This window comes from Cupriavidus necator (assembly GCF_040578825.1).
GTDB classification, from domain to species: domain Bacteria; phylum Pseudomonadota; class Gammaproteobacteria; order Burkholderiales; family Burkholderiaceae; genus Cupriavidus; species Cupriavidus necator_E.
Map to the genome: position 1 here is coordinate 13,141 of NZ_JBEFLI010000080.1, position 16,386 is coordinate 29,526.

10 protein-coding genes are annotated in these 16,386 nt (G+C 68.7%); 3 read left to right on the top strand and 7 right to left on the bottom strand.

What is annotated here, in order from left to right; all coding sequences use genetic code 11:
* Nucleotides 1–104 precede the first annotated feature (104 nt).
* Complete coding sequence (locus AB1I47_RS28500) at nt 105–1,160, top strand: alpha/beta fold hydrolase (protein ID WP_354687044.1); 1,056 nt, start codon at nt 105–107, stop codon at nt 1,158–1,160.
* Nucleotides 1,161–1,715: 555 nt separating this feature from the next.
* Here AB1I47_RS28500 and AB1I47_RS28505 read toward each other — a convergent pair.
* Nucleotides 1,716–2,138: a Fur family transcriptional regulator gene (locus tag AB1I47_RS28505; RefSeq protein ID WP_354687045.1), complete on the bottom strand. Its 423-nt coding sequence runs from the start codon at nt 2,136–2,138 to the stop codon at nt 1,716–1,718.
* Between the two features lie 95 nt (nt 2,139–2,233).
* On the opposite strand from AB1I47_RS28505, the gene AB1I47_RS28510 reads away from it, so the two are divergent.
* Complete coding sequence (locus AB1I47_RS28510; protein WP_354687046.1) at nt 2,234–4,444, top strand: TonB-dependent siderophore receptor; 2,211 nt, start codon at nt 2,234–2,236, stop codon at nt 4,442–4,444.
* Nucleotides 4,445–4,446: 2 nt separating this feature from the next.
* A complete protein-coding gene (locus tag AB1I47_RS28515) occupies nt 4,447–5,664 on the top strand; it encodes an acetyltransferase domain-containing protein (protein WP_354687047.1) in 1,218 nt (405 codons plus the stop codon).
* 30 nt (nt 5,665–5,694) lie between these two features.
* Here the strand turns inward: AB1I47_RS28515 and AB1I47_RS28520 are convergent, their stop codons facing one another.
* The 6 genes from AB1I47_RS28520 to AB1I47_RS28545 form a co-directional block, all read right to left on the bottom strand.
* The gene (locus tag AB1I47_RS28520; RefSeq protein ID WP_354687048.1) at nt 5,695–7,497 is read right to left on the bottom strand and encodes an efflux transporter outer membrane subunit; all 1,803 of its coding nucleotides are present in this window, start codon (nt 7,495–7,497) and stop codon (nt 5,695–5,697) included.
* A gap of 38 nt (nt 7,498–7,535) precedes the next feature.
* Nucleotides 7,536–9,497, bottom strand: coding sequence for a glycosyltransferase family 2 protein (locus AB1I47_RS28525; protein WP_354687049.1), 1,962 nt, complete (start codon nt 9,495–9,497; stop codon nt 7,536–7,538).
* Nucleotides 9,498–9,499: 2 nt separating this feature from the next.
* Nucleotides 9,500–10,855, bottom strand: coding sequence for a hypothetical protein (locus AB1I47_RS28530; RefSeq protein WP_354687050.1), 1,356 nt, complete (start codon nt 10,853–10,855; stop codon nt 9,500–9,502).
* A 28-nt stretch (nt 10,856–10,883) separates the two neighbouring features.
* Nucleotides 10,884–12,266, bottom strand: a complete 1,383-nt coding sequence (locus AB1I47_RS28535; RefSeq protein WP_354687051.1) for an HlyD family secretion protein — start codon at nt 12,264–12,266, stop codon at nt 10,884–10,886.
* Nucleotides 12,267–12,831: 565 nt separating this feature from the next.
* Complete coding sequence (locus AB1I47_RS28540) at nt 12,832–14,298, bottom strand: MFS transporter (RefSeq protein ID WP_354687052.1); 1,467 nt, start codon at nt 14,296–14,298, stop codon at nt 12,832–12,834.
* 64 nt (nt 14,299–14,362) lie between these two features.
* Nucleotides 14,363–16,258, bottom strand: a complete 1,896-nt coding sequence (locus AB1I47_RS28545; protein ID WP_354687053.1) for a TRAP transporter large permease — start codon at nt 16,256–16,258, stop codon at nt 14,363–14,365.
* Between the last annotated feature and the right edge of the window lie 128 nt (nt 16,259–16,386).

Below are 16,386 nucleotides of genomic sequence, written 5' to 3' on the forward strand. Positions count from 1 at the left end.
CCGGCATACACACAGTGATACAAAAGCCCTGAAATCCGACACATGCCGCTTGCAATGGCCTCCTAGACTCGTGCTCACGTTGATCACGCACACAGGAGAAGAAGATGTCGGAGAAAAAAGTGGATTTGCCTCGTCGAGGTTTTCTGAATGCAGCGGCAGTGGCGCTGGCCGCTGCGCCGTTCGGCCTGTCGCAGGCCGCCCGCGCGCAAACCGGCGTGTCGAAGGCGCCGCCGCTGCCGTTGACCGCGCCGGGCACCCATACGGCCTTCGCGCCGATCAGGCACATCAACGCCGGTGTGCTTAACGTCGGCTATGCCGAGGCAGGGCCGGCCACAGGTCCCGTGGCGCTGCTGTTGCATGGCTGGCCCTACGACATCCACAGCTTCGTCGACGTGGCACCGCTGCTGGCGGCCCGCGGCTATCGGGTGATCATTCCCTACCTGCGTGGGTTTGGTTCGACGACCTTCCTGTCGGCGGACACCATGCGCAACGGCCAGCCCGCGGCAATAGCCGCCGACATGATCGCGCTGATGGACGCGCTCAAGATCCGGAACGCCGTGGTAGCCGGCTTTGACTGGGGCGCGCGCACCGCCGACATCATGGCGGCGATCTGGCCGGACCGTTGCAGGGGGCTGGTATCGGTCAGCGGCTACCTGATCGGCAGTCAGGCGGCCGGCAAGCTGCCGTTGCCGCCTGAAGCCGAGCTCCAGTGGTGGTACCAGTTCTATTTCGCCACGGATCGTGGCCGCGCCGGCTACCAGAAGTACACGCACCAGTTCGCCAGGCTGATCTGGCAGCTGGCATCGCCGCAATGGAAGTTCGACGATGCCACGTTCCAGCGCAGCGCCGCCGCCTTCGACAATCCCGATCACGTGGAAATCACCATTCACAACTACCGCTGGCGGCAGGGGCTCGCCGCCGGCGAAGCCAGGTTCGACGATATCGAGAAGCGACTCGCCACCGCGCCCGCCATTGGCGTCCCCACCATCACCATCGAAGGCGATGCCAATGGCGCGCCGCATCCCAAGCCCAGCGCCTATGCGAGCAAGTTCACTGGCCGGTACGAACACCGGGAACTGACTGGTGGCATCGGCCACAATCCGCCGCATGAAGCGCCCACGGCGTTTGCGCAGGCAGTGCTCGACGTCGACAGACGCTGAGGCGGGAGGGGGCACCATGCGCAGGTTGATGATACTGATTGCGATGACGCTGTCGGCGCTCGCATCGGAGCTCGGCGGTGCAGGCCATCGGTGCGTATGGAACGGCATGCCCCGGAAAATACGCGCGGAGCGAGCGACCAGGGTTCCCCCTCTGTCTGGCTTGGGGAACGATCCTGCGCGGCTGAGCGCTGGCCGAGCAGAGCAGTCATGAGGAGGGGAATCGCGCAAATACCATAAGCGTTGGCGAGCAGTCCCAGAAGCGTCGGCCGACCCGATGCCGCGCCGGTGGCTTCGGGTGTGCTGAGGTCTGCCACGCAGCCCGAGGGGGCGCAATTTCAGCTTTTGCAAGCGCCCTTAGCGCTGGGTTAAGGTGAGGGGCGGGCCGCAGGTAAATGCCCTCCATCGGGGCGATGGGGGTTGCAGCCGTGGCTTGGTCGATTGCGAGATGACAACGCGCGTGAGCGGTCGACAGCGGGGTAAGCCTGGAGACTGTTGTTGTATTGGCCTTTCGCGCCCGGTGTCGTAAGAGGATGACCTGACCAAACAGCTATGGGATCAGTGCTTGTGCGCCGCCGCCTTGCGCCGCTTGCCGCCCTTGCGCGCGCACTCCGGGCAGCGTCCCAGCAGCGTCAGCTCGTGATGCTCGACCTCGAACCCCGGCGGCGTGATCTCTTCCAGGTGGCCGGGGCAGCCTTCCAGCGGGAACACGCGGTCGCATGACAGGCACTGGAAATAGTGCCGGTGCGTGACCGCGCCAGGTTCTTCCGACAGTTCATAGCGGTCCGGCTGGCCGGGCAGTTCGACGGCATGCACGCGTGCGTCGTCCAGCAGCGCGCGCAGGTTGCGGTAGACCGTGGCCAGGCCCAGCGAGGGGACCTGGCGTTGCGCCGCTTCCAGGATCTCGGCCGGGCTCAGCGGCCGGCCGGCTTCGCGCAGCGCATCCATCACAGCGCCGCGTTGACGGGTCATGCGTTCCATGACTAGAATCTTAATGAGAATTTAATATCATTAGCGAATCCCCCGCTTGCCGTCCAGCGTCCCGCGCGGTGATTCGCCCTTTCCGGGGTGTTCCTATGCTGCCAACGCAGCCCAGCCTTGCCCGGCGCAAGCGGCCTTGCCGCGCGCCGGTTTCCTTGCTGTCCGCCGCCTGCGCGTTGCGCCTGAACCCGTTGCCGGGGCGCTCGCTGCGCCCTATTGCCGCGCTGATGCTGGCGATATCTGGCCTGGCCGACGCGGCCGATACGACCGACAAGGCTGAGGCCTCCGATATTACGCTGCCGGCAGTCTCGGTGGTCGGCGCGGCCACCGCATCATACAACCCCACCGACGCATCCGGCGCCACCCGTACCGACACCCCGTTGCGCGAGATCCCGCAATCCGTGCGCGTGGTGCCGCGCGCCATGCTCGACGACATCGCCGCGACCCGCTTCGACCAGACTTTCGACTACGTCAGCGGGGTCGCGCGCCAGAACAACTTTGGCGGCCTGTGGGACAACTTCGCGATGCGCGGCTTTACCGGCAACGACAACACCGGCGCGGGCTACCTGGTCAACGGTTTTGCCGCCAACCGCGGCTATGCCGCGCCGATGGACGCCGCCACCATCGAGCGCGTGGAAGTGCTCAAAGGCCCAACGTCCTCGCTGTACGGCACCGGCGAGCCTGGCGGCACCTTCAACGTGGTCACGCGCCAGCCGCAGTTCCGGCCCGCGCAGACCTATTCCTTCGAGGCCGGCACGCGCGACGCCTACCGGGTCACGGCCGACGTGACCGGCCCGCTCGGCGAGAACGTGGCCGGCCGGCTGATCGCCGTGGCCGACCACCAGGGCAGCACGCGCGACTACATCCAGAGCCAGCGCTACCTGGTGGCGCCGTCGTTCACCTGGACGCTGGGCAACGACACCATCCTGCAGTACGCCGCGGAAATCCAGCGCTACACCACGCCGATGGACCGCGGCGTGGTCGCCGTCAACGGGCAGCTCGGCCGCATTCCGCGCTCGCGGTTCCTTGGCGAGCCCGGCGACGGCGACATGCGGCTCGACAGCCAGTCGCACCAGCTCAGCGTGGAGCACCAGTTCTCGGAGCAGTGGAAGGGCAGGCTGGCGCTGTCGTACCGCGGTGGCGCGCTGACCGGGCATTCCACCGAAGCGTCGGCGCTGGGCGCGGACGGCCGCACGCTGTCGCGCTCGCGGCGCTACCGCGACTTCCAGTCGGACGATATCTCGCTGCAGGCCAGCGTGACCGGCAAGTTCAGCACCGGCCCGGTCGGGCATGAGTTGCTGATGGGCGTGGACGCCTACCGTTTTGGCAACACCATGCAGGTGCTGCGCCGCAACCCCAGCGCCGCCGCGCCTTACGCCATCGATATCTACCATCCGGTCTACGGCCAGCCCGCGCCGCCGATGTCCTGGAACATGGACACCTACGAGCGCCAGCTCAACGTTGGCGCCTATGCGCAGGACCAGATCAGCCTGGGCGAACGCTGGCGCGTGCTGGCCGGCGCGCGCTTCGATGCGTTCGACCAGTCGCTGGACGACCACCTGCGCGGCACCCGCACCACGCAGCGCCAGAACGCGGTGTCGCCGCGCGTGGGTGTCAGCTACCTCGCCAGCAACAACCTGTCGCTGTTTGCCAATGCCAGCCAGTCGTTCCGTCCCAATGCGGGTGTCGATGCCGGCGGGCAGCCGTTCGACCCCGAACGCGGCCGCGCGGTCGAGGCCGGCATCAAGCTCGACAGCGACGACCGGCGCACCGGCGCCACGCTGGCGGTGTTCGAGATCCGCAAGCGCAATGTGCTCGCCACCGATCCCGCCGACCCGTCTTTCTTCATTGCCGCCGGCGAAGCGCGCAGCCGCGGCGTGGAGCTGGACGTGGCCGGGCAGATCGGCACACACTGGCGCGTGTCGGGCAGCTTTGCGCTGACGGACGCCGAGATCACGCAGGACACGCGCATCGCGCCAGGCACGCCACTGTCCAATGTGCCGCGCACCAGCGGCAGCCTGCTGGCGGTGTATGAAGACGCGGCGCCGATCGGGCAGCGCTACGGCGTCGGTGCGGGGCTGCGCTATGTGGGCCGGCGTCCGGGCGACGTGCAGGACTCGTTCACGCTGCCGGCCTACGTGGCGGTGGACCTGCATGGCTACTGGCAATACAGCCGCAACCTGCGCGTATCGCTTAACGTGGGCAACGTGTTCGACAAGACCTACTATGCAAGCTCGTACAACAGCGTGTGGATCGCGCCGGGCGCCGGCCGCACCGTGCGCCTGGGCGTGCAACTGAGCTACTGACGATGCTGCCCGGCCTCGCGCGCACCGCCGCGCCGCAATCCCTCCCTGCAGTCTCTCCTTTCGCCGCGGCCGCGCGGCCGGCCGGCGGCCGGCTGCTGTCCATCGATGCACTGCGCGGACTGGTCATCCTGATCATGCTGCTCGACCACGTGCGGGAGACGTTTTTCCTGCACGTGCAGGTCGGCGATCCCATGGATGTCAACGCGACTTCGCCGGCGCTTTTCTTCAGCCGTCTCGCCGCCCACCTGTGCGCGCCGGTGTTTATCTGGCTGGCCGGGGTCTCGGCCTGGCTCTACGGGGCGGCCGGCCATGACCGCGGCGCGGTAAGCGGCTTCCTGCTGCGGCGCGGCGTGTTCCTGGTGATGCTGGAGCTGACGCTGGTCGGCTTTGCCTGGACCTGGAATTTCCCGCCGCGGGTGATCTACCTGCAGGTGATCTGGGCGATCGGCCTGAGCATGATGGCGCTGGCAGCACTGGTGTGGCTGCCGCGAACGGTGCTGATCGCGCTCGGCATCGCGCTGGTGGCCGGCCACAACCTGCTGAGCCCGCTGCAGTTTGCGCCGGAGAGCCCGTGGCACGTGCCCTGGGCGATCCTGCACGACCGCACCTGGATCGGCATCTACGACGGACTGAAGGTGCGTACTTCATACCCGGTGCTGCCGTGGATCGGCGTGATCGCGCTGGGCTACGCCGCGGGGCCGTGGTTTGCCGCCTCGGTGCCTGCAGCGGTGCGGCAGCGGCGTCTCGCCGGCTGCGCCGTGGCGGCGCTGGCGGCATTCGCCGTGCTGCGCGGACTGAACGGTTACGGGCAGGAGCAGAAGTGGAGCCCCGGCAGCGATGCGTTGCAGACGGCGATGAGCTTTCTCAATGTCACCAAGTACCCGCCGTCGCTGCTGTTCGTGCTGCTGACGCTGGGAGCGGGGCTGTTGCTGCTGGTCTGGCTGGAACGTGCGCAGCAGGGGTGGCTGGCGCGGCGGCTGGCGGTATTCGGTGCCGTGCCGATGTTCTTCTACCTGCTGCACCTGTACGTGCTGCAGGGCATGTACCAGGTCTGCGTGCGGCAATGGGGCCTGAACCAGGGTAAGGTGTTCGGCTTCGACCATGTCTGGCAGCTATGGCTGGGGACGGGGGTGCTGGCCATCGCGCTGTGGCCGGCGGTGCGCTGGTTCGCGACGCTGAAGGCAAGGCGGCGCGACAGGCGCTGGCTGAAATACTTCTGATCCGGCCAGCGCGCTGGCGCGCCGCCTGCTTTAGCGGGGCGTTGACGCAACCGGTGCGGGCTGTGTTGCCGGCGCGGGTTGTGCGACCGGTGCGGGCTGCGCGACCGGAGCGGTTTGTGCGACTGGTGCGGCCGGCGCTGGTTGAGCGACCGGTGCGGGCCGAGTAACCGGTGCCGGCTGTGCCGCCCGTACAGGTTGCGCTGCAGGTACCGGTTGGGCTGCCGGTGCGGACCGCACCGCCGGGGCCACCGCAGCGGCCGGCCTGGCCTGTGCCACCGGCGCCGGGTTCGCGCCCCCAGCGGGCACCTCCGCCACCTCCCGCCAGCCGCCGCCGAGCGACTTGTACAGCGACACGCGGCTGGTCAGCCCCGCCAGCTTGTATGTGATCAGCGCCTGCTGTGCGGTGTAGAGCTGGCGCTGCGCATCGAACACGCCGAAGTAGTCGTCCACGCCGTTCTTGAAACGCATTTCCGACAGCCGGCGCGTTTCGCCGCCTTCGCGCACCAGTGCCTCCTGCGCCTTGACCTGCCGCTCGTAGGTGGCGCGTGCCGCCATGCTGTCGGCCACTTCGCGGAAGGCGGTCTGGATGGTCTTCTCGTAGTTGGCCACGTTGATGTCCTTGCGCACCGTGGCCGCATCGAGCCCTGCGCGGTTGCGGCCCGCATCGAAGATCGGCAGCGTGATCTGCGGCGCGAACAGCCACGCCATGCCGCCGGAGAACAGTCCCGCCAGGCTGGTGCTGGCCACGCCCAGCGCGCCGGTCAGCGAGATGCGTGGGAAGAACGCGGCGCGTGCCGCGCCGATATTGGCGTTGGCCGCCTTGAGCCGGTGCTCGGCGTCGAGGATGTCGGGGCGTCGTTCCAGCAGGGTCGACGGCAGCCCTTCGGGGAACTCGCTCAGCAGCATGCGGGGATCGAGCGGATCCGGCTTCGCTGCCGCGTTGCTCGCCACCGCACCCGCCCCTGCATCGGTCACGGACTTCGGCAACTGGGACCCCACCAGCAGCGTCAGGGCGTTCTCGTCCTGCGCTACCTGCCGCGTGTACTGCTCCACGCCCACCTGTGCGGTCTGCACCTGGGTTTGCGCGCGATGCTGGTCGAGCTGCGCCATCGCGCCTGCCTGGCGCCCGCGCCGCACCATCTCCGCGGCATCCTGCTGCGTCTTCAGCGTTTCCTGCGACAGGCGCAGCAGCTCGCGATCGGCCAGCAGCGTCAGGTAGGCATTGGCCACCTCAGCCACCAGGCTGATCTGCGCGCTGCGGCGCGCTTGCTCGGTCGCCATGTACTCCTCCAGCGCAGCATGCTTGAGGCTGCGCACGCGGCCGAAGAAATCGAGCTCGAACGCGGTGAAGCCGATGCCCGCGTTGTACGTGGTGATCTGCTGCGACTGTCCCGGCGCGCGCAGCCGCGGCGACAGCCGTTGCGACACCATGCCGGCATTGGCTTCCACCGTGGGGAACTGCGCCGCGCGTTCGATCTGGTACAGCGCGCGCGCCTCGTCGATGGCCAGCGTGGCCATGCGCAGGTCGCGGTTGTTGGCCAGCGCCAGTTCGATCAGCTGGCGCAGCTGCGGATCGACGAACACGTCGCGCCATCCCAGCTCCGCGAGCGATGGCCCGGCAGGCGCGGTGGGTTGGCCGGCCTGGCCGGGCTGCCCGGGCTTTGCGGCAGCGTCGCGGCGATAAGCGGCACCTTGCGGGAACGCCGACGGGATCGGCGCATCGGGGCGCTGGTACTGCGGCTCCAGCGTGCAGGCCGCTAGGGCCAGCACGAGGGCGCCGGGCAGCAGCAGGCGCGGCGGTGGCAGGGTACGGGGGCGTGGCAGGCTTCGCATGAGAGATCCCGGAGTAGTGAAGAAGATTCAGGCGGCGCTCAGCCCAGCAGCGCGCGCCGCATAAAGCGCGAGATCGCCAGCCGTGGCTGTCCCTGCCGGGCGATGTTGTGCGTGGGATCGCTGAACAGCAGGCGGATCAGGCTGTGGCGCACCGTCATGTCGGCATGCAGCGCGATGCCCAGCAGCTGGCCGTCGCGGCGCACGATGCGGCAGGGGATCCAGCCGGTCTGGCTGAGCCACAGCGCGCCTTCCATGCCAGCACGGAAGGCCGCTGCCAGCGGCGTGGTCACGCCGGCGCCGTTGCAGGACAGGTCCCTGGTGGTAACGCGGTATTCGCGGCCATCGACGCGCAGCAGCGCGGCGGCGTGGTGCGGAAAGCGCTCTTCCTTGCGCGGGCGCGGCAGCTCCACGCAGACCAGCAACGACGCCAGGTACAGCATCAGCGCCACACCGGTCCAGACGGTGTTGAACGCGAGGCCGGGCGCGTCGGCGTCGGTCATCAGCGCGTGCCCGAGCCCGAGCGCGGACAGCGCCAGCAGTCCCGCATACAGCGCGGCGAACTTGCCGTGGATCACCAGTTTGGAGCGGTCCAGCCCTTTGTTGGTCACCTTGAACGGCCGCCCGAACGGCTTGAACATCGCGCTGACCAAGGATGCGGTGACCGCCAGCGACGCCACGATCTGCGTCACCTCGGTAAAGATCGGCAGCGCGCGCTGGCCCGTGATCCAGATGCTGTAGGCCCAGTACGCGATCAGCGCCGGCAACCCGTAGGCGAGGAACTGCAGCGGCTCGCCGTACAGCGTCGAGACCCCGAAGTACCAGTACAGCAGCGGCCCGGCCAGCAGCATCAGCGTGAACGGACGCGAGACCCAGTGCAGCAGGCCGTGCACATAGTGCAGCCGCTGCACCGCGGTGTAGCCGCGTCCGCGCAGCGGCCCGTCGGCGGTCAGTGCCACCTGGATCGTGCCAAGCCCCCAGCGACTGCGCTGGCTGATGTACTCGGGCAGGCCTTCGGCCGACAGGCCCACGCTGAGCCGCTCGTTGAGCCAGCGCGTGATATAGCCGTGCGGCAGCAGCCGGTAGGTCAGGTGGATGTCCTCGGTCACCGTGCCGGTGGGGAAGCCGCCCATCATCTCGATCAGGTCGCGCCGCACCACGAACGAGGTGCCGATGCAGAACGCCGTGCCCCATGCGTCCTTGGCCGGCTGCATCACGTCGAAGAACGCGCGCTGCTCGTCGACCCAGCATTCGGTGGCGCGCAGGTTGTACTGGATCGGGTCGGCGTTGTAGTAGAACTGGGGCGTCTGCACCACGCCCACGCGCGGGTCGTTGAACAGCCCCACGGTGCGCAGCAGGATATTGCGGTGGGGCGCGAAGTCGGCGTCCAGCACCAGGATGTAGGGCGCGCCGCCGGCCTCGGCGCTGCGCTGCAGGCCGTTGTTGAGGTTGCCCGCCTTGGCGTGGGTATTGTCCGGGCGCGTCACATAGTACGCGCCGACGCGCTCGCAGAACTCGCGCAGCCAGTCGCGCCGGGTATCGTCCAGCACCCAGACGCGGAAGTCCGGGTAGTCGATCGCCAGCGCGGAGACGATGGTCTTCTCCAGGATCTCCAGCCCCTCGTTGTAGGTGGCGATGAAGATATCGACGCGCGGTACGTGCGGCGCGCGGCGCAGCGCGGCCTCGCCCGCGTCGGCGGCGGGGCTGTGGTCGCTGGTGCGGGTCAGCACCACGATCGACAGCAGCGTATAGGCCAGCGTCATGCATTCGAACGCGAAGAACACATGCGCCCACGCGCTGGCAAAGGTCGGCTGCCATTCCGGCAGCGTTTCGCGGATACGCCATGTCAGGTAGACCACCAGCAGCAGCATGGTCACGCCGCCGAACAGCATGCGGTCGACGGGCCGGTCCTGCCGGCACAGCAGTGCAAGCAACACCATCGCCAGCAGGACGCCGCCGTTGATGACCAGCAGCGTCTGGTTCTCGAGGAAGAGAGTGAACATCGTCAATCCTTGGGGATGGCGTCGGTGGCGGCGGCGATGGCCGGCGGCGGGCAGGATGGCTCCAGGCAGCCGCCCGGGCGGAACGGGTTCCAGCGCGCGGCGGCCAGCACGGCCCATGCGGTGGCGCCCAGGTGCGGCAGGTGGTAGTAGTAGAAGTCCTCCGTGGTAGAGGTGGGCCCGATCGACAGGCCGGTGCTGATGCGCGCCTCGGGCGTGGCGTAGAGCATTCCGGAAGGCGCGCGCTGCGACAGCAGCACCGGCCACAGCGCCTGCGCCTGCTGCGCGCGGCCGGCGGCCTGCAGCACCAGCGCGGCCTGGCCGGTGCCTTCGGTCCACAGGCCGTCGGGGCTGGCCTTGAAGCCGTAGCCGGCGCCGGCGCGATGCCTGGCGTCCAGCCAGTCAAGCGCTTTTCGCCAGTCCTGCGGAGGATTGGGGATGGCGATCAGCGGCCACAGCACCGCGTCCAGCGCAGAAGGGCCGGCGTTGGGCGCGCGCCCGTCGTCGCGCGTGCCGATGATGAAGCGGCCCTCGCGCGCCTGCCACATGGCGCTGACAAAACCGCGCGAGCGCGCGGCGCCGTCGCGCCAGCGCGGATCGTTGCGCTGGCTCGCCAGCCAGCTGAAGGCGGCGTAGGTATCGACGTTGTGCTCGGTGGATTTCCAGCCCTGGCGCGTCTGCTTGGGCTCGTGCCCGAAGAAGCCGCCGATATAGCCTGCGGGCGCGCCGGTGTCGGGCACGGTGGCGTGCACCCAGCCCATCAGCGCGGCGGCGCCGTCGAGATAGCGCGCGTCGCGCGTGGCTTCATGCACGGCCAGCAGCATCAGCGCGGCCCAGGCCACGTTGCCGGTGGCGGTGCCGGCCTGGTAGGCGTCTTCGAACCAGCGCTTGCTGGGCTCGTCCCACCAGCCGGGCAGCGGCACCGGCCCGGCGGGCAAGGCGCCGGACCGATAGGCATTGCGCAGCCGCGCATCGCGGTAAGTGCGGTCCTGGCGGGTGGCCTGCAGCATCGCGTCGGCGATGCGGCGCGCCTCTGCCGGCCGCTTGCATGCCACCAGCGCGATACCGGCCAGCGCATTGTCGTAGACGAAGGCCGCATTGCGCAGCGCCGGTGCCAGCGGCTCGCCGCCGGGCGCGGTCTCATAGCTGGCGAGGAACAGCGGGCCATTGCCGGGCTCGCGGCTGACGCGCTCGGCCAGCGCCTTGCAGCCTTCGGCCAGCAGCGTCTGCTGCGCGGCCGGCTGCGCGGCCGGCTGCGCGCGCGCCGCTGCCGGCGTCAGCGCCACCAGTGCCGGCAGCACCATGCTGGCTGCCAGGCGGCGCAGGCGTGCGTGGGAAGGTGACAGTCGGGACAGTCGCATCGGGTATCTCCTGTGCCCGCGCGCGCCGTCACGACAGCGATGCGCGCAGTTGGCCCAGCCAGCTCTGGTTCAGCGTCACGCGCGCCCAGCGGCCCATGCCGCAGTGGCCCGAGGACGCCTGCTGACCCGCCGCCGCGGCCGGCACGACGCCGGAGGCGGGCTTGTCGGGCAGGTTGCCCAGCGGACGGTTGAGCTTGGCGATCACATAGATCTCGTTCTTCTCGATCGGCGGGAACGGGACGAAGTAGCGCGCCTGGTCGCCATCTGGCGCGCGCGGCAGGATCTCCGCCACCGATGCCGGCAGCGGCGTGGGCAGGCCATCGACATGCACGTTCAGCCGCGCGCCGGGCAGCAGGCTGTCGCTGAGCCCGCGCGGAAATACCGCGACCACGCGGGTTTGCGAGCAGTTGCTGGCGCGCGCCAGCGTGGCGCCGGCGGCAACGCGCATGCCTGGCTGCGCGATCAGGTCTTCGATGGTGCCGGACTCGGTGGAGCGGATCTCGAGGTTGGAGAGCCGGTCGATGCGTTCCTGCTCGGCGGCGAGCAGCTTGTCGACCTCCTTGCCGTACGTTTCAAGCTGTTCCAGTTCCGCGGTGAGCTGTGCGTTCTCGGCGTTCAGCACCTGACGCCGCTGCGCCAGCGAAGCGCTGGGGCCGTCGGTGGAAGACGCATAGACCTTGTTGCGCGCGGCTTCGCTCACGCCGACGGCATTGTCCAGCTCGGCCTTGGCCGCGGCCTTGGCATTGGACAGCATGGACAGCTGGTAGCGCGATGCGTTGGTATAGGCCTCGCTGACCGCGCCGGCCCACTGCATGTTCTGGTTGCGGTTGACCACTTCCTGCTGCTGGTCCTCCTGCGCCTTCGCCACCGCTACACGGGCTTCCAGTGCGCGCACGCGCGCCGCGTGTTCGCGTTGCGCGGCGCTGTTGTAGCGCTGCAGGTCAGAGTCCGTGGCGGCCAGCAGGCGGCGGTTGCTTTCCAGCCTGGCCTTGGCGGAATCGTAGCGCTGCTGGTTGTCGAGCTTCTTGCCGGTCAGGTCGACAAACAGCGAACGGTCGATGTTCGGGTTCTGCACGATCATCAGCGGCTGGTTGGCCATGAAGGGCTGGCCCGCGGCCACCATCTGCTTCATCACGATGCCTTCCACTGGCGAGGTCACCAGGCTGACGGGACTGTTCACCACGGCGCGCTCGGACGAACGCGTGAACACGTTGGGAAACATGATGGTGAGCACCGCCCACACGATGAACAGCACCACGCCGTAGCCGGCCATGCGCGGCACGATGTGCCACAGCGGCACGGCCACGGGCGTCTTGCGTTCGACCAGCCCCTCGCCCTGGGGTTGGTGCCCCGGCGCCGGCGTCAGCAAGTGTTGGCGGGGCGGCGGGTTGTTGTTGCGCTGGTCGGCCATGGTGTTTGTTCTCCGGCAAGCAAGTCAAAGGCTCCCCGCCGGCAAGCGCATGGCGCATGCCGGACGAGCTTTTTTCCCAGGCAAAACGGTGCCGTCGCGCGAGGGCGGTTGCGCGAAGCCCGGTTTGCTTGTCCCCAATTCAGCTTGTTGTCTGCAGCACGCTCGATGTGGCGGGAGCCGTATCGGCGCACCTTGCAATCGGACCGACGAGGCGGTCCGTGGATTTGCCCGCCTTCATGCGGGCAGTGTTGAACAATGGCCAGTCATGACCACGAAGTGGCAGCCCGTTGACGCAAAGATTCATGCACTCAGGCCACCGCAGGTGAGTTAAGGCTAGACAAGTGCCCCATCGCTTGCTGTAAAAATGTGTAAGAGGAGGCTGTAGCACTGCTTAACTCGGCACTAAGCTTGCAGGCGGCTCACAGCGGCGCGGCGGTGCCGTCAGGTGCCTGGAAGTGCCTGTCACGGTGGCCCTGCCGCTTACGCAATGTTGCGGAGTGTTGTGAATCGGGCAATGTCGCTGATGTCACCATGGCGCGACGATGCAATGCGGGCATGCTGTCGCTCAGTCGTCCGCCGCGAGCGGCGGCGCCACCTGCTCCAGCGGGCGCCGTTCGGCATCGATGCCGAAACGCAGCGCCAGCAGCCCGGCGACGATCACCAGCGCCGCGCCGATGCCGTAGCCCACCGCGACCGCCTCGCGGCTGCCGCTTTCGATCAGCGCGCCGAACAGCAGCGGCGCGATAAAGCCGCCGGTGCCGGTGCCCACCGCATAGAACACCGAGATCGCCAGCGCGCGCATCTCGAGGGGGAACACTTCGCTCGCGGTCAGGTAGGCGGAGCTGGCCGCGGCCGAGGCCAGGAAGAAAACGCCCGACCAGCACAGCGCCTGCGCGCGCGCATCGAGCCAGCCTTCGACAAAGGCCCAGCCCGTCAGCGCCAGGCCGATGCCGGCGAGCACATAGGTGGCGGCGATCATGCGGCGGCGCCCGATATGGTCGAACATCGGGCCCAGCAGCAAAGGCCCGGCAGCGTTGCCGAGCGCGAACGGGAAGATGTACAGCGCCACGCGCGCTTCGGGCACGAAGTAGAAGCGCGTCAGCACCAGCGCATAGGTGAAGAAGATGGCGTTGTAGAAGAACGCCTGCGCCACCATCAACGCCAGCGTGATCATGCTGCGCTGGCGGTAGCGCCGCAGCAGCAGCCGCATCACTTCGCCCACGCGAGGCGCCGCGCGCCGGCGCATCGCCACGCCGACGCAGTCGGGCGCCACCGGCGGCAACGGGCCGTGACTGGCGCGCACCTCGGCCTCGATCTGCGCGACCACGCGCTCGGCTTCTTCCAGCCGGCCATGCGTGGCGAGCCAGCGCGGGCTTTCCGGCACGTGCCGGCGCACCAGCACGATCGCAATCGCGAGCACCCCGCCCAGCGCGAAGCAGGCACGCCAGCCCCATACCGGTCCGAACACGCGCGCGTCGAGCAGAACCAGGCTCAGTCCTGCGCCCAGCGCGGCACCCAGCCAGAAGCTGCCATTGATGGCAAGGTTGACGCGGCCGCGCACGCGCGCAGGGATCAGCTCGTCGATGGCGGAATTGATCGCAGCGTATTCGCCGCCGATGCCCAGGCCCGTCAGGAAGCGGCACGCGGCAAAGAAGTAGAAGTCCGGCGCGAACGCGGTGGCCAGCGTCGCCACCATGTAGACCGCCAGCGTGGCCAGGAACAGACGCTTGCGCCCGAGCCGGTCGGCCATGCGGCCGAACACCAGCGCACCGATCACCGCGCCCAGGATATAGAGCGAGCCGGTCCAGCCGACTTGCGTTGCGGTCAGCGCCAGCGTGTCGGGGCGCTCCAGCACCGCGCCGACCGAGCCCACCAGCGTGACCTCCAGGCCGTCGAGCACCCACGCCACGCCCAGCGCGATGACAACGCGCCAGTGCCAGCGCGACCACGGCAGGCGGTCCAGCCGCCCGGGAATATCGGTGCGGAATGCGGTATCGACGGGAAGCGTGGCGAGGGCGGTATCGGTCGGCATTGCCAACCAGTATAGGCGGCGCGCACGGCCGTGCAGGGGATCCGGCGCATGCGCGCCGCAACGCTCAGCGGTACAGCACCGTGGGCAGCCAGAGGCCGATGCCGGGGAACACGTACAGCAGCACCAGCGCAATCAGCTGGATGCCCATGAACGGCAGCATGCCCAGGAAGATCTGGTTCAGCGTGACGTGCGGCGGCGCCACGCCCTTCAGGTAGAAGGCGGCCATCGCCACCGGCGGCGACAGGAACGCGGTCTGCAGGTTCAGCGCCACCAGCAGGCCGAAGAACAGCGGGTCAATGCCGAAGTTATCCAGCAGCGGGATAAAGATCGGCATGAAGATGATGATGATCTCGGTCCATTCCAGCGGCCAGCCCAGCAGGAAGATGATTACCTGCGCCAGGATCATGAACTGCACCGGCGACAGGTTCAGCGACAGCACCCATTGCTCGACCAGCGCCTGCCCGCCCAGCAAGGCGAACGCGGCGGAGAAGATCGACGAGCCCACGAACAGCCAGCACACCATGGCGCTGGTTTTTGCCGTCAGCAGCACTGATTCCTTGAGCACGCGGAAATTGAGCTGCCGGTACGCGGCCGCCAGCAGCGCGCCGCCCAGCGATCCTACCGCGGCAGCTTCAGTGGGCGTGGCCAGCCCGAACACGATCGACCCCAGCACCGCCAGGATCAGCAGCGCCAGCGGGAAGAACGACGTCAGCAGCATCTTGAAGATTTCCAGCCGCGCGAAGCTGAAGCGCCAGTAGAAATACAGCATCACGGCAGCCACCACGGCGAGCGTGATCCAGAACCAGCGTGGGGCAGTGACGGCGGCGGCCGCGGGCGCGGGTGGCTGGGTTGGCGCAGTGGCCCGCTCCGCCGGCGTGCCAGGCGGCGTGGTTGCGGCGGGTGCTGCCGGTGCCGGCTGTGCGGGGGGCGTGGCCGCTTCGTCAGACGGCGGCGCCTGCAGCTCGTCGAGCGGCGCGCTGCTTTCCTCGGCGCCGCCCAGCGACAGCGGCGACTCCACGGCGGTGCTGGCCGCAGGCGCGGTCACCGCCTGGTAGATCGTGCCCATGATCGCCACCACCGCCACTAACGGCAGCAGCACGATGCCGAGCTGGCGCATGAACTCGCCGGTCGGCACGTCGGCATTGCGCGGCCCCTTGAGTGTGCGCATCATGCCGGCGCCCAGCGCGGGCAGCGCATGCCTGGCGCCATTGGCTTCCAGCGTGCGTGCCAGCGGCGGCAGCGGCACCACGCGCTCGGCTTCGGGCAGCGGCGGGGCGAGCGCCGGCTTGAGCTTGGCGAAGATCAGGATGTAGACGATATAGAGCCCGGTCAGCATCAGGCCCGGGAAGAAGGCACCCGCATAGAGCTGCACCACCGACACGCCCGCGGTGGCGCCATAGACGATCAGCAGCACCGACGGCGGGATCAGGATGCCCAGGCAACCGCCCGCGGTGACCGCACCCGCCGACAGCGAGGTGCTGTAGCCCGCGCGCAGCATTGCGGGGAAGGCCAGCAGCCCCATCAGCGTGACCACCGCGCCGACGATGCCGGTGGCGGTCGCGAAGATCGCGCAGGTCACCAGCGTGGCCACCGCGAGCGAGCCGGGGATCCATGCCAGCGCCAGGTGCAGGCTGCGGAACAGCTTCTCGATCAGATTGGAGCGCTCGACCAGGTAGCCCATGAACACGAACAGGGGGATCGAGATCAGCACGTCGTTGGTCATCACGGCGTATGCGCGCTGCACCATCAGGTCCAGCGTCTGCTGCACGGCGATCTGGGGGGCGTCGATGCGATAGGCCAGCCAGGAGAACAGCACGCCCATGCCCATCAGCGTGAACGCGGTGGGGAAGCCCAGCATGATCGCCACCACGATCAGCGCCAGCATCAGCAGGCCGAGATGACCAACGACGTGGTGACTGTGTGTTTTACACATCTCCGAGCCCACGGGGCTGCTGAGCATGGGGGTTGGGGGGGTGGGGGTGGAAAAAAAAAGGGGGGGGGGGGGGGGGGGGGGGGGGGGGGGGGGGGGGGGGGGGGGGGGGGGGGGGGGGGGGGGGGGGGGGGGGGGGGGGGGGGGGGGGGGGGGGG

Coding starts and splice junctions, on each gene's coding strand:
- AB1I47_RS28535 (WP_354687051.1), bottom strand. CDS start 12,266: ATGGCCGACCAGCGCAACAACAACCCGCCGCCCCGCCAACACTTGCTG.
- AB1I47_RS28545 (WP_354687053.1), bottom strand. CDS start 16,258: ATGCTCAGCAGCCCCGTGGGCTCGGAGATGTGTAAAACACACAGTCAC.
- AB1I47_RS28520 (WP_354687048.1), bottom strand. CDS start 7,497: ATGCGAAGCCTGCCACGCCCCCGTACCCTGCCACCGCCGCGCCTGCTG.
- AB1I47_RS28500 (WP_354687044.1), top strand. CDS start 105: ATGTCGGAGAAAAAAGTGGATTTGCCTCGTCGAGGTTTTCTGAATGCA.
- AB1I47_RS28515 (WP_354687047.1), top strand. CDS start 4,447: ATGCTGCCCGGCCTCGCGCGCACCGCCGCGCCGCAATCCCTCCCTGCA.
- AB1I47_RS28540 (WP_354687052.1), bottom strand. CDS start 14,298: ATGCCGACCGATACCGCCCTCGCCACGCTTCCCGTCGATACCGCATTC.
- AB1I47_RS28510 (WP_354687046.1), top strand. CDS start 2,234: ATGCTGCCAACGCAGCCCAGCCTTGCCCGGCGCAAGCGGCCTTGCCGC.
- AB1I47_RS28525 (WP_354687049.1), bottom strand. CDS start 9,497: ATGTTCACTCTCTTCCTCGAGAACCAGACGCTGCTGGTCATCAACGGC.
- AB1I47_RS28530 (WP_354687050.1), bottom strand. CDS start 10,855: ATGCGACTGTCCCGACTGTCACCTTCCCACGCACGCCTGCGCCGCCTG.
- AB1I47_RS28505 (WP_354687045.1), bottom strand. CDS start 2,138: ATGGAACGCATGACCCGTCAACGCGGCGCTGTGATGGATGCGCTGCGC.